The following is a 13,324-nucleotide window of genomic DNA, read 5'->3' as shown; positions in this document are numbered from 1 at the left end:
TTATGCTTTAACTGCTGGCTTAACGATAACATCGCCATTGATAGCACCAGGTACAGAACCTTTTACTAATAGCAATTTACGCTCAGCATCTACACGAACAACTTCAAGTGATTGAACGGTTACACGCTCAGCACCTAAATGTCCTGCCATTTTTTTACCTTTAAACACACGACCTGGAGTTTGGTTTTGACCAATAGAACCAAGTACACGATGTGATAAAGAGTTACCGTGTGTAGCATCTTGAGTACGGAAGTTCCAACGTTTAACACCACCTTGGAAACCTTTACCTTTAGAAGTACCAGTAACATCTACTTTTTTAACATCTGCAAAGATGTCAACATTGATTTCTTGACCTAAAGTGAATTCTTCACCTTCAGTACGAAATTCCCATAAACCGCGACCAGCTTCAACACCTGCTTTCACGAAATGGCCTGCTTCAGGTTTAGTTACACGATTCGCTTTTTTAGAACCAGTTGTAACTTGAACTGCAGTATAGCCATCGTTTTCAAGAGTTTTAACTTGAGTTACGCGGTTGGCTTCGATTTCGATAACGGTAACTGGTACTGAAACACCGTCTTCATTGAAGATACGGGTCATACCAACTTTACGACCGACTAAACCAATCATTGTAATAACCTCTTAATTAACCTAGGCTGATCTGCACGTCCACGCCGGCAGCCAAATCTAAACGCATTAATGCATCAACAGTTTTTTCTGTTGGCTCTACGATATCTACTAAACGTTTGTGTGTACGAATTTCGTATTGATCACGCGCATCTTTGTTCACGTGTGGAGAAATCAACACGGTGAAACGCTCTTTACGAGTTGGTAAAGGGATTGGACCACGAACTTGTGCACCAGTACGTTTAGCTGTTTCTACGATCTCCGCAGTAGATTGATCGATCAAACGGTGATCGAAAGCTTTTAAGCGGATACGGATTCTTTGGTTCTGCATTAGACCAGAGCTCCAATAAAATTTAGCTAATAAAAAACTAACACCAATCACAATTCTAACTTCAAAATAGAAAAGGAGGTGCAAGTTACCTGTTATATAGTCTCCAAATCGGAAACATTGTTTAGCGTGACATATCGTCATGCTCGTTTAATAAATGATTACATTAAACGGCTTTCATATTGAAAGCCTGCAAATACTACACAAAAGTTAAACAAATTGCAAGGGATTTATTCAAAGCAAATAAAAAGTGCAGTCATTTATCGCCGTATTTTCTCATCGAAAAATACCTAGAAAAATCACCGCACTTAGCATATTAAAATTATTGATGGTTATCTAATAGCGTAATATGTCGTTTTGCTACAATCCACGCACCAACATATCCCATAATTAAACAGCACACTAATAAGAATACAAATTCCCCAACGCCTAATCCATTCAAACTGAATTGAACGGCAAAAATATCCGTTACGTATTTCACTGCAGAAGTAAAATAGCTGATAATAAAGCTACTAAAAATCGCAGCAACTAACCCACCTAACACGGCATAAATCATCCCTGTATAAAGATAAGGACGAAGAATAAATTGATCTGTTGCACCAAGCAATTTCATCACATCAATACTTGATCGGCTACTATACACATCAGAGCGAATACTGTTACCAATAACTAAAAATACCGCTATCGTCATTAATACAGTGCAGAAAATTGCCACATGGGCGATTAACCAAGAAAGTGCGGTTAATTTTTCCATCCAATCGTTATCCAAGCGAACTTCTTGCACGCCTTTAATTTTATTTAAATTGGTACGTAACTCATCACGTTTTTCTGAAACATTAAATTCGCTTGTAGGTTTTACCATGACGACCGCAGGTAATGGATTATCATCTAGAATTTCTAATTCTTCACCAAAGCCAGACCAACTTTTGAATTCTTTTAAACTTTCTTGACGAGAGACATAATTCAGTGATTCCACCCCTTCTTGTTGACGGATTTTCTCTACCACTAAATTCGCGTCTTCTTCACTTAAATTTTTGTGAAGATAAATCGTCAATTCACTTTCAGGATAAAATTGAGTGGTCGCTAAATGTAAATTTTTCCACATTAAATAGCTCACGGTTGGGATCGTCAGAGATACAGCAATCACCAAAATCGTGAGCAGCGTGCCAAATTTACGTTGCCATAAATCCGCCCATACTGCACGCAAAGTATAGGCTGTTTGAACAAAAAAGGATGCATCCGTTGGTCGGCTCATGATTATTCCTTAATAACGTAAATAACCTTGTTCAAGTACAAGACAAGGTTTTGGTTTTTGTTGAATTAAATTAATGTCGTGAGTAGCAATTAACACAGTCATTCCGAGACGATTAAATTCTTCAAACAAATTAAAAATGCCTAAAGAAAGTTCATCATCTAGGTTACCCGTTGGCTCATCTGCTAGTAAGAGCTGAGGTTTATGCACAATAGCACGCGCAATATCAACACGTTGCTGCTCCCCTCCAGAAATTTGTGGTGGCAAATAGTGAGCTTTATTACGCAATCCTACACGATCTAAAGATGCCATCGCACGTGTATGCGCATCTTTTGGATGCATACCTGCAATAATCAATGGCAATGCCACATTTTCCACCACAGTACGATCTGTTAGTAAACGATAATCTTGGTGAACCATACCAATTTGGCGACGCAGAAATGGAATTTCATATTTCGACAAGCGAGTAATATCGTGCCCGTTAAACCAAATTTGACCCGCATTGGCTTTTTCCATTCCCATAATAAGCTTGAGTAATGTACTTTTCCCTGCGCCTGAATGCCCAACTAAGTAAGTCATACTTCCCACAGGAAGATGAAAATTCAAGCCTTGTAACGCAGGCTGTGTTGCGCCATGATAGGCTTTAGAAACATTTGAGAACTTAATCACAATTTTTCCTTATTCTTTTTATTCTTCTTCATGAACGAATAATGCCTCAATAAATTCTTTGGCATTAAACTCACGTAAATCTTCAATTTTCTCGCCTACACCGATATAGCGAATAGGCAACTTAAACTGATCGGCTATGGCAAAAATCACGCCACCTTTTGCCGTGCCATCTAATTTAGTTAGAGAGATCCCTGTTAAACCTACAGCTTCATTAAATAACTTCGCTTGGCTAATGGCATTTTGTCCCGTTCCAGCATCCAGCATAAGCATAATTTCATGTGGTGCAGTTTCATCATATTTTTTCATAACACGAACAATTTTTTTCAGTTCGTCCATTAAGTTATTTTTATTTTGCAGACGACCCGCCGTATCCGCAATAAGAATATCAATATTGCGTGCAGCCGCTGATTGCATCGCATCAAAAATCACCGATGCAGAATCAGAGCCGGTGCTTTGGGCAACAACTGGAATGTGATTGCGTTCTCCCCAAACTTGAAGCTGCTCAACGGCCGCTGCACGGAAAGTATCACCTGCTGCGAGCATCACTGATTTTCCTTCAGCCTGAAATTTACGTGCAAGCTTACCAATTGTCGTCGTTTTCCCCACGCCATTTACGCCCACCATTAAAATCACATAAGGTTTCTTCGTGCTATCAATCTTTAATGGCTGTGCTACTGGCTCAAGAATATCCGCCATTTCTACTTTTAATTGTTGATATAAAAGCTCGGCATCTTGTAATTCTTTGCGACTTGCATGCTCAGTCAAATTTTTGATGATTTTACTTGTTGTCGGCACGCCAATATCCGCAATCAACAGTTGTTCTTCTAATTCTTCAAACAACTCATCATCAATTTTTTTTCCTAAGAAAAAACTACGAAAACCTGCGCCAATATTTTGTTTAGTTTTCAGTAATCCCTTCACTAAACGACTAAAAAAGCCCCCTTCACTTGGCTTTTCGCGAGTTTCAATTTCAACAACAGGCTGAAGCTCATCTTTAATATCTTCAACAATTTCAGATTCAACCACGGTTTCTGTAATAGGAAGGTCATCTTCTAAATTTTTCGCTTCGATGATTTCTTCGACTGGCTCAAGTGCGGTTGAAATTTCCTGTATTTTTTCGTCTTCAACTATTTCATTCGTTTCAATGCTTTCTACTAAAAACGGCTCAGATTCCACCGCACTTTCTACTGCCTCTAATTCAGACGGTTCTTCAACTAAATCATGAGTTTCAAGTTTTTCAATAGATGGCTCGACATCTTTAATCTTTTCTTCTATTATCGGCTCAATTTTAGGTTCATCTTGCTTTTTATTACGCCCAAATAACGATGCCCAAAATCCGCCTTTTTTATTTTCTTCAGCCATAAAATGCTCTCTTAACTGTAATCCGATAAAAATGTCGTTTATTCTAGCAAAAAATCGTCTAAACTAAGCACAATTTTCAATAAAAATCGAATCTTTATGAAAAAAATACAAACGCCAAATGCAAAGGGCGAGGTTCGCATTATTGCAGGTCTATGGCGAGGTCGAAAACTTCCAGTATTAAATTCAGAAGGCTTACGCCCAACTGGCGATAGAGTGAAAGAAACGCTTTTTAATTGGTTAATGCCTTATATCCATCAGTCTGAATGTTTAGATGGCTTTGCGGGGAGTGGTTCATTAGGTTTTGAAGCACTTTCTCGCCAAGCGAAAAAAGTGACTTTTTTAGAATTAGATAAAACCGTCGCCAATCAATTAAAAAAGAATTTACAAACACTCAAATGCTCATCAGAACAGGCTGAAGTGGTTAATCAAAGTAGTTTGGATTTTCTAAAACAGCCACAAAATCAACCGCACTTTGATGTCGTGTTTTTAGATCCACCCTTTCATTTTAATTTGGCAGAACAAGCAATTAACTTGCTTTGTGAAAATAATTGGCTAAAACCCAATGCGTTAATTTACGTAGAAACAGAGAAAGATAAACCGCTCATCACTCCTGAAAACTGGACGTTATTGAAAGAAAAAACAACGGGAATGGTGAGTTATCGTTTATATCAGAATTAGAGAAAAAATTATGTTAGATATCGTTTTATATGAACCAGAGATCCCACAAAATACCGGTAACATTATTCGCCTTTGTGCCAATACAGGATTTCGCTTGCACTTAATTGAGCCGCTAGGTTTCACCTGGGATGATAAACGCTTACGCCGCTCAGGTTTGGATTATCACGAATTTGCAGAAATCAAACGTCACAAGACTTTTGAAGCCTTTTTAGAAAGCGAAAAACCTAAACGTCTCTTTGCACTCACAACAAAAGGCAGTCCAGCACATAGTCAGGTAAAGTTTGAACTTGGTGATTATTTAATGTTTGGCCCCGAAACTCGCGGCATTCCGATGTCAATTTTAAATGAAATGCCGATGGAACAAAAAATCCGCATTCCAATGACAGCCAATAGTCGCAGTATGAACTTGTCTAATTCTGTCGCAGTAACGGTTTATGAAGCATGGCGACAATTAGGCTATGAAGGTGCAGTAAATTTACCAGAAATAAAATAAACAAAAAGAGCAGTTAAAATTCAATGGGATTTTTAACTGCTCTTTTGTTATTTAAATGGAACTTGTTTTCCGAACATTTTTATTTTTACTCGTCCAAATTCATTTTTTATTTTTTCTAAAACAGAAGACTTATGTTGACTTCCATGCACTCTATCTCGCCCCTCTTTTAAGCTACTTTCAAAAGGATTGCTTGGATTCAAAACAAAATCTTGAACACAAATACCGGGTGAAAGTTGTACTATTTTATAATTTTTGAAATGTAAAAAATCCTCAAAAACAAGAGAATCAACAGCTACATCAAGCGGTTTATTTTTTACTAATTCAAGTAAATATTTAGCCCCTTTCGCTGTAACAGTATATCCAGCAGTTCCAGATTGCTTTACCGTAATAGGATAAATATTTCTATCACATTTTACAGTTTGTGGTTTTTTAAAGAACATTTTGCCATTTGCTTCTAATTTTAAAACATGAATATCATCAGAAATATAATCAATTTCTAATAATTCTTTGGCATTTTCCCCTAGATGAATGTCATCTTCAAAAATATTGATATAGTTTAAATTGTTCTCTAAGGTTAAATTCCACAAGACAATATGACTTAATGCACAACCAATTTCCCCATCCGACAACTTGGCTTTAGGAGAGCGATCTAATGTAATATTAAATTTTTTAGCGGTTTCTTCAATAAGGTCAGGCGTGATAGCATCAAAAAATTCAAAAGGAATATTCTGCTTACAGAATTCTTCTGTAATATGTTTTCGGCGTTTTTGTTCAGTAGTTAAACTAATGACATAATTGTGTTGTTCTGTGCTCTGCATAAAAGTTACCAAAATAAATAAAAAGATGAAGCTGTATAATATAAACAGTGCGGTGAAAAATCATAGAAATTTTCACCGCACTTCTTCATGCTAAATATTATGAGTTAAACGATATTCAACCAAATCTTCAATGGTTAGCACAGAATAACCAAATTTTTTCGCAAATTCTACAATCTCAGGGGCGCGAGCCATTGTGCCGTCGTCATTCGTGATTTCACAAATAACGCCTGCTTCTTTAAATCCTGCCAGACGTGCTAAATCAACGGAAGCTTCAGTATGTCCGCGACGGGTAAGGACACCGCCATTTGCTGCACGAAGTGGAAATACATGGCCCGGACGATGTAAATCTGTCGGAACAGCATTATCCGCAATCGCCGTTTGAATAGTGGTTACTCGGTCTGCGGCAGATACGCCTGTAGAAACACCTTTTGCAGCCTCAATCGTAACCGTAAAAGCCGTTTTGTTTACGCTATTATTGTGTTCTACCATTGGTGGCAAATCGAGTTGTTGGCAACGTCCATCGGTAATGCATAAACAAACTATACCACTTCCATAACGAATTAATTTTGCCATTTGTTCTGGTGTGATTGTTTCTGCCGGGAAAATTAAATCACCTTCATTTTCACGATCTTCATCATCTAAAACTAATACACCATTTCCATCTTTGAAAGCATTAATTGCGTTAAGTACGCGTTCTTCAGCGGTATTGCCGAATGGGGATAAAATTGACTGATTCATAGTAATTTCCTAATTTGAGATTTCAATTAAATACCAGAATCAGGGCTGAGAAATGCAAATAAAATGAACGATTTGGGAAGCCAACTCCTTTTATTCTCTTTCATCCAGACTTTACTGTCGGCTTTGGAATTTCACCAAATCTGCTGACTTTAAAAGTGAAGAACAGGACAATTTAGCAGGGAAAATTTGCCAAAAATTGACCGCACTTTTAAACGCTCGTGGGCTTTACCACCGGTAGGGAATTTCACCCTGCCCTGAGAATGCGCACTAAGTATAGCGCAAAATACCTAGGCACTAAATCAGAACGTGAAAAATATTTTCATTTAGCCTACAATAAACGCACTCAATTCTTACGCTATCAAGAACGGATTATGTCAAAAGCAAAAGAGAAAAAAGTCGGTGTCATTTTCGGGAAATTTTATCCCGTACACACAGGTCATATAAATATGATTTATGAAGCGTTCAGTAAAGTAGATGAACTGCACGTTATCGTGTGTAGTGATACGGAGCGCGATTTGAAATTATTTTACGATAGTAAAATGAAACGTATGCCAACCGTGCAGGATCGTTTGCGTTGGATGCAGCAAATTTTCAAATATCAAAAAAATCAGATTTTTATTCATCATTTGGTTGAAGACGGTATTCCAAGTTATCCAAATGGCTGGCAATCTTGGAGTGAAGCAGTTAAAACGTTATTTAATGAAAAGCATTTTGAACCTTCAATCGTATTTAGTAGCGAACCTCAAGATAAAGCGCCTTACGAGAAATACTTAGGTTTAGAAGTTTCGTTAGTCGATCCTGACCGCACTTTCTTTAATGTGTCCGCAACTAAAATTCGTACGACACCATTCCAATATTGGAAATTTATTCCGAAAGAAGTTCGTCCTTTCTTTGCCAAAACGGTGGCAATTTTAGGTGGAGAAAGTAGCGGTAAAAGCGTGCTCGTTAATAAGTTAGCCGCCGTATTTAATACCACCTCTGCATGGGAATACGGACGTGAATTTGTATTTGAAAAACTCGGTGGTAATGAGCAAGCTATGCAATATTCTGATTATCCGCAAATGGCTCTTGGTCATCAACGATATATTGATTATGCCGTGCGCCATGCACATAAAATTGCATTTATTGATACGGATTTCATCACCACGCAAGCTTTCTGCATTCAATATGAAGGAAAAGCTCACCCATTTTTAGACTCAATGATTAAAGAATATCCCTTCGATGTCACTATTTTGCTGAAAAATAATACTGAATGGGTGGATGATGGCTTACGCAGCTTAGGCTCACAAAAACAACGCCAACAATTTCAACAACTACTCAAAAAACTGTTAGATAAATATAAAGTTCCTTATATAGAGATTGAATCGCCAAGTTATCTTGACCGTTATAACCAAGTTAAAGCAGTCATTGAGAAAGTGTTAAATGAAGAAGAAATCAGTGAATTGCAAAATAGTCCATTTGTTATAAAAGGAAAACATCAATGATCTTATTTGCCGGTGATCCACACGGAAGCTACGATCATATTTACCCTTTTGTGAGAAAACAGGAAAATGTCGCACTCATAATTTTAGGCGATTTACAGCTCATCACAACAGATGAGTTGGATAAACTCGCACAACATTGTGATATTTGGTTTATTCATGGAAATCATGATAGCAAAACAATTAGTGCTTTTGATGCGATTTGGGGCTCTGAATGGCAATCACGAAATTTACACAATCGCGTAGTTGATATTCAAGGTACTCGCATTGCTGGGTTAGGCGGTGTGTTCCGCGGGCAAATTTGGATGCCGCCCAATCGCCCCATGTTTTTTGATCCTATTCATTATTGTCAATATAGCCCACAGGAGAAAATCTGGCGAGGCGGTGTGCCTTTGCGTCATCGCACGTCAATTTTTCCATCCGATATTGAAATCTTAGAAAATCAACAAGCGGATGTATTGATTTGTCATGAAGCACCTAAACCACATCCGATGGGTTTCCAAGTAATCAATGATTTGGCAATGAAGATGGGGGTTAAGCAAGTATTCCACGGACATCATCACGAAAACTTTACTTATCGAACAAAGTATCCCTACAAAATCACGAATGTAGGTTTCCGCAGTCTTGCTGATGCAGAGGGAAATTATTTGCTACAAACGATCGACGATCGTGAAAAATAAATCTATTCCAAAATAAAAGCCGATTCAAATGAATCGGCTTTTTTACATTCAAAGTGCGGTATTATTCCGCATTGTTTTTCGATTTAATGACGGCGTAAACTACGCCTGTTGATAAAGCACCAATCGCAATTGCACCAAGATATTTCAATGGCTCAGATACAAATGGAATTACAAATAATCCGCCGTGTGGAGCTTGTAATGTAATATTTAATCCCATTGAAATCGCACCAGCCACCGCACCACCAATCACAGAGCTAATAATGACACGAATTGGATCTGCTGCCACAAATGGTAATGCACCTTCAGAAATAAAGCATAAACCAAGGACAAATGACGCTTTTCCCGCATCGCGTTGGCTAACTGTGAATTTATTGCGAGCAATCCAAGTCGCAACTGTCATACCAATTGGAGGAACCATACCCGCGGCCATTGCCGCAGCCATTGGCGTATAAACTTGGGATGCAATCAATCCAACCGAAAAAGTGTACGCTGCTTTATTTACCGGTCCGCCCATATCAATACACATCATTGCGCCGATAATTGCGCCCAACACAATCGCATTCACTTCGCCCATTGAAGTAAGCCAATTACTTAGCTCTTTCATAATTTCAGCCACGGGTGGATTGATGAGATAAATCATCGTCAAGCCAACAATCATCGAACCCAAGAGCGGTAAAATTAAAATCGGTTTTAATGAAGTCAGGCTTGCTGGCAATCGAATAATCACATTCAGCCCTTTCACCACATAGCCTGCTAAGAAACCTGCAATAATACCGCCAAGAATCCCTGCGCCCGCTTCACTTGCCAGCATCCCTGCAATCAAACCAACAGCAAGCCCTGGACGATCAGCGATAGAAAATGCAACGTAACCAGCAAACACGGCAATCATTAACTTGAACGCCACACCACTACCGATATTCATCAACATATTTGGAAGATCTTGCAAAATCCCAGTATTTTCAATTACATTAAAACTGAACATAAAGGAAATCGCGATCAACAATCCCCCCGCAACCACTAACGGTAACATATGAGAAACGCCAGTCATTAAGTGTTTGTACACACCTTTTTTCTCACGGCTTTCTTCTTTCGCTCCCGCATTATTTCCACCATCAAAAATTTTGGCTTCTTTAAATGCTTTATCAAATTCTTGCTCGGTTTTCTTCAAGGCTAAGCCTGTTGAAGTGCGATATATTGGCTTACCTTTAAATTTATCTAAAGGCACATCAATATCTGCTGCAACAAATACCAAATCAGCCGCCGAGACTTCTTCTGCAGTAATTTCATTGCCAGCCCCAACTTGACCACGGGTTTCAACTTTGACATTCCAACCTTGCTTTTTCGCATAGGCTTCAATCGCTTCGGCTGACATAAACGTATGCGCAACGCCAGTTGGACAAGCTGTTACCGCAACAATATTTTTTACACCAGAAACATCTGTAAAACTCACCGCACTTTTCGGTGCAACATAATCTGCTCCATTGGCTAAGGCATTTGCCAGCGTGACTTCAGGTGAAATCATAGCGATAGCTTCGCCGATAATAAAGACTTTTTTACCAACTAAAGCGGGGTTATTTGGTAAGACAGAACCAAATACGAGAACAAGCTCTGCTTCAGCTGGTGTTTCTACAATAGAGACATTCGCTTTTTGTGCAGCTGCTCGAAAAACTTCATGTAATAAATAGGCTTTCGCATCGCCTACATTAGCTGATTGGGTTAAAAATAACTTCATACTATCCTTCAATCATCGTTATTTGTACTTTTTCTAAAATGGAGTCAAGTAAACTCAAATCATTCACACCAACATTACTTTGCGACACAGCAAAAGCGGACACAGCCGTAGCAAAAGCTAAGGTTTCAGCTTTCGATAAACCTTTTTCAAAACCATAAATTAAGCCTGCTACCATGGAATCCCCTGCTCCAACAGTACTCACTACATTTTCACATTTTGGTGGTTCGGCTTTGAGCACGCCTTCATTATTAATCCATAAAGAACCTTTTTCGCCCATTGAAATAATCACGTTTTCAATGCCTTCCGCTTTGAGTTGCCATGCTACCGCAATAATTTCTTCAAGACTATTTAATGAATGACCAACCCAAGCCTCAAGTTCTCGATGATTGGGTTTTACTAGCCAAGGTTTCGCTTTTAATCCAGCGGTGAGCGCAGCATTGCTACTATCAAGCACAACTTTTACGCCAGCTTGATGAAGCTGATTCAACCAATCAGCAAACAATTCAGGAGATACACCTCGAGGTAAACTGCCACACACTGCGACAATGTCATAATTTAAACAATAAGCCAAAGAATCCATCACAAATTGTTGCCAAACTTGTAGGCTTATTTGATATCCCAAGAAATTTAAATCTGTAGCATCCGCTTCAGTCTCGGTAATTTTTACATTGATACGCGTTTTGCCATCAACACGGTGGAATTTATCTTCCAAACCGTGCTTATTAAACATTTGCTCGAAATCAGCTGAATTATCCTTGCCCAAGAAACCACCTACTGCAACATCAACGCCTAAATCTTTTAGTACTTTTGCGACATTAATGCCTTTCCCAGCAGGAAATAAACCAAGGGTTTCTACGGTATTTACTTCACCAAGTTGGAGACGATTTAAACGCCCGACTAAATCATAGGCCGCATTTAAGGTAATTGTTACGACGCTTGCCATACTATTCCCCTAAACCTGATTCGATCACCGCACTGATTCCGTCAATAGCCTGTTGCGCTTCATCGCCCGTCGCAACAAAACGTAAACGAGTCCCTTTCACTACACCTAATGCCACAATTTTCATCAAGCTTTTCGCGCTCACTAATTGAGAATTACGATCAAGATTCTGAACCGCCACAGAGGCATTATATTTTTTCACTTCGTTTACCAACACTGCACTTGGGCGAGCGTGCAAACCGTGTTCGTTCTTAACCACAAACACTGCCTCAATAGCATTTGCTGGCAAGTTATGATCTTCGCTTACCGCTGGTGCGTGAATTTGTTTCCCCATAATCTCAATGGTATCTGGTTCGGATGGTGGCACCGCAGAAACATTCTCGCCCAAACCATCAGCAATCGCTTTGCCCAATGCTTCAATAGCTTGTTTTGCATCTTCCCCTTCTGCCACAAAACGTAAACGATGCCCTTGTGTTACACCAAGCGCAACTATCTTCATCAAGCTTTTTGCGCTGACAACTTCACTTTCACGAGTAAGATTTTGCACGGTAATTTTCGAAGTGAATTTTTTCACTTCATTAACCAAATTTGCACTTGGACGCGCATGTAAATCGTGTTCATTACGAATCGTAAAGGTTCCTACAACGGCCCCCTCTACAGATTGAGTTTCAACATCACTCGATGAACCCAAAAGTGCGGTCAAAATTTCTGTTGAATTACCATTGAGCAAGGTTGTTTGAACATCGTCATCTAATAAACGCGCCAAAGTTGGATTAATTTGATCACTGATAGCTGAAACGGTTATCACGCCTTTTACAGCTTTTCCATTGTGACTAAAAATCGTTTTGGCACGACTAAATGCCAAGGCATTTTTCACATTACCTAGAACAGAATCCGTTACCCATAACCCTTTGCCAAGCGGTAATGCCGCATTGTTAATCACTTCAGAAATAAAACGATTTTCCACCGCACTTTGCACCTGCAATTGCCCTGCATTAATCGCGACTAAAGTTAATAAACTTTGTGTATCTACATCTAAACTGATATTAGCAGCAGGAATTTCAAACGGTTCGATAGTTTCACCCATTAAAATCGCACGAAATTCAGCAACATCGGTTATTTTTGCTAACTTCGCTGCGGTATCTTCATCACTCAAAACGTGAGTAAGTTGACGTAACAAGGACAAATGCTCATCAGATCGCGCCGCAATACCAATCACGACATAAGCAATATTTCCTTCGCCCCATTCTATGCCTTGAGGAAATTGAAACACTTGTACACCCGTTTTCTTTACCATCGAACGAGTATCCAAGGTGCCATGAGGAATAGCGATGCCATTGCCTAAAAAGGTTGAGGTTTGCAACTCGCGGGCTAGCATTCCTTGTAAGTAACCATTTTCAACATTGTCTGCTTGAACTAATGCGGACGCTGCCATTTCAATCGCTTGTTGTTTATCAGCTGCGTTAGCATTTAAATGAATGTTGCTTTCCGAAAGTTCTAACATTCTTGCTCCTTAATAATTTAAAAAT

13 protein-coding genes, 1 pseudogene and 1 riboswitch are annotated in these 13,324 nt (G+C 39.0%); of the genes and pseudogenes, 4 read left to right on the top strand and 10 right to left on the bottom strand.

What is annotated here, in order from left to right; genetic code table 11:
* From rplC to ftsY, 5 genes are all read right to left on the bottom strand, one after another.
* On the bottom strand, window positions 1-627 hold the full coding sequence (gene rplC, locus AAX18_RS00230; protein WP_005632753.1) for a 50S ribosomal protein L3: 627 nt from the start codon (window positions 625-627) through the stop codon (window positions 1-3).
* Between the two features lie 16 nt (window positions 628-643).
* Complete coding sequence (gene rpsJ, locus AAX18_RS00225; protein WP_001181005.1) at window positions 644-955, bottom strand: 30S ribosomal protein S10; 312 nt, start codon at window positions 953-955, stop codon at window positions 644-646.
* 319 nt (window positions 956-1,274) lie between these two features.
* On the bottom strand, window positions 1,275-2,207 hold the full coding sequence (gene ftsX / locus AAX18_RS00220) for a permease-like cell division protein FtsX (RefSeq protein ID WP_005625910.1): 933 nt from the start codon (window positions 2,205-2,207) through the stop codon (window positions 1,275-1,277).
* A 9-nt stretch (window positions 2,208-2,216) separates the two neighbouring features.
* On the bottom strand, window positions 2,217-2,873 hold the full coding sequence (gene ftsE / locus AAX18_RS00215; protein WP_005635730.1) for a cell division ATP-binding protein FtsE: 657 nt from the start codon (window positions 2,871-2,873) through the stop codon (window positions 2,217-2,219).
* An 18-nt stretch (window positions 2,874-2,891) separates the two neighbouring features.
* Window positions 2,892-4,235, bottom strand: a complete 1,344-nt coding sequence (ftsY, locus tag AAX18_RS00210) for a signal recognition particle-docking protein FtsY (RefSeq protein WP_005625915.1) — start codon at window positions 4,233-4,235, stop codon at window positions 2,892-2,894.
* 96 nt (window positions 4,236-4,331) lie between these two features.
* Here ftsY and rsmD point away from each other — a divergent pair, with 96 nt between their 5' ends.
* Window positions 4,332-4,913 carry a 16S rRNA (guanine(966)-N(2))-methyltransferase RsmD gene (gene rsmD, locus AAX18_RS00205; RefSeq protein ID WP_005625917.1) on the top strand — a complete coding sequence of 194 codons (582 nt, stop codon included), beginning with the start codon at window positions 4,332-4,334 and terminating at the stop codon, window positions 4,911-4,913.
* 10 nt (window positions 4,914-4,923) lie between these two features.
* Entirely contained in the window at window positions 4,924-5,406 is a 483-nt protein-coding gene (trmL, locus tag AAX18_RS00200) for a tRNA (uridine(34)/cytosine(34)/5-carboxymethylaminomethyluridine(34)-2'-O)-methyltransferase TrmL (RefSeq protein ID WP_005625919.1), read from the top strand.
* 47 nt (window positions 5,407-5,453) lie between these two features.
* On the opposite strand, the gene AAX18_RS00195 is transcribed toward trmL, so the two are convergent.
* Both AAX18_RS00195 and ribB read right to left on the bottom strand, forming a co-directional pair.
* A complete protein-coding gene (locus AAX18_RS00195) occupies window positions 5,454-6,224 on the bottom strand; it encodes a glycosyltransferase family 25 protein (RefSeq protein ID WP_046952572.1) in 771 nt (256 codons plus the stop codon).
* A 90-nt stretch (window positions 6,225-6,314) separates the two neighbouring features.
* The gene (ribB, locus tag AAX18_RS00190) at window positions 6,315-6,962 is read right to left on the bottom strand and encodes a 3,4-dihydroxy-2-butanone-4-phosphate synthase (RefSeq protein WP_005626122.1); all 648 of its coding nucleotides are present in this window, start codon (window positions 6,960-6,962) and stop codon (window positions 6,315-6,317) included.
* An 88-nt stretch (window positions 6,963-7,050) separates the two neighbouring features.
* Window positions 7,051-7,228: riboswitch (FMN riboswitch) on the bottom strand.
* Between ribB and nadR the strand changes: the two are divergent.
* A pseudogene (gene nadR, locus AAX18_RS00185) lies at window positions 7,205-8,446 on the top strand (multifunctional transcriptional regulator/nicotinamide-nucleotide adenylyltransferase/ribosylnicotinamide kinase NadR); the annotation flags it as partial. It overlaps the preceding riboswitch by 24 nt.
* A complete protein-coding gene (locus AAX18_RS00180; RefSeq protein ID WP_046952570.1) occupies window positions 8,443-9,123 on the top strand; it encodes a metallophosphoesterase family protein in 681 nt (226 codons plus the stop codon). The pseudogene nadR and the gene AAX18_RS00180, both read left to right, overlap by 4 nt.
* 61 nt (window positions 9,124-9,184) lie before the next feature.
* Here the strand turns inward: AAX18_RS00180 and AAX18_RS00175 are convergent, their stop codons facing one another.
* Genes AAX18_RS00175 through fruB form a run of 3 tightly spaced genes read right to left on the bottom strand, consistent with a single transcriptional unit; the run spans window position 9,185 to window position 13,299 of the window.
* Complete coding sequence (locus AAX18_RS00175) at window positions 9,185-10,855, bottom strand: fructose-specific PTS transporter subunit EIIC (RefSeq protein WP_046952569.1); 1,671 nt, start codon at window positions 10,853-10,855, stop codon at window positions 9,185-9,187.
* A 1-nt stretch (window position 10,856) separates the two neighbouring features.
* Window positions 10,857-11,798 carry a 1-phosphofructokinase gene (gene fruK, locus AAX18_RS00170; RefSeq protein WP_046952568.1) on the bottom strand — a complete coding sequence of 314 codons (942 nt, stop codon included), beginning with the start codon at window positions 11,796-11,798 and terminating at the stop codon, window positions 10,857-10,859.
* 1 nt (window position 11,799) lies between these two features.
* Entirely contained in the window at window positions 11,800-13,299 is a 1,500-nt protein-coding gene (gene fruB / locus AAX18_RS00165) for a fused PTS fructose transporter subunit IIA/HPr protein (protein WP_046952567.1), read from the bottom strand.
* Between the last annotated feature and the right edge of the window lie 25 nt (window positions 13,300-13,324).

The sequence above is a fragment of the Haemophilus haemolyticus genome, assembly GCF_001008205.1.
GTDB classification, from domain to species: domain Bacteria; phylum Pseudomonadota; class Gammaproteobacteria; order Enterobacterales; family Pasteurellaceae; genus Haemophilus; species Haemophilus haemolyticus_Q.
This window is presented reverse-complemented; position numbering and strand designations above follow the sequence as displayed.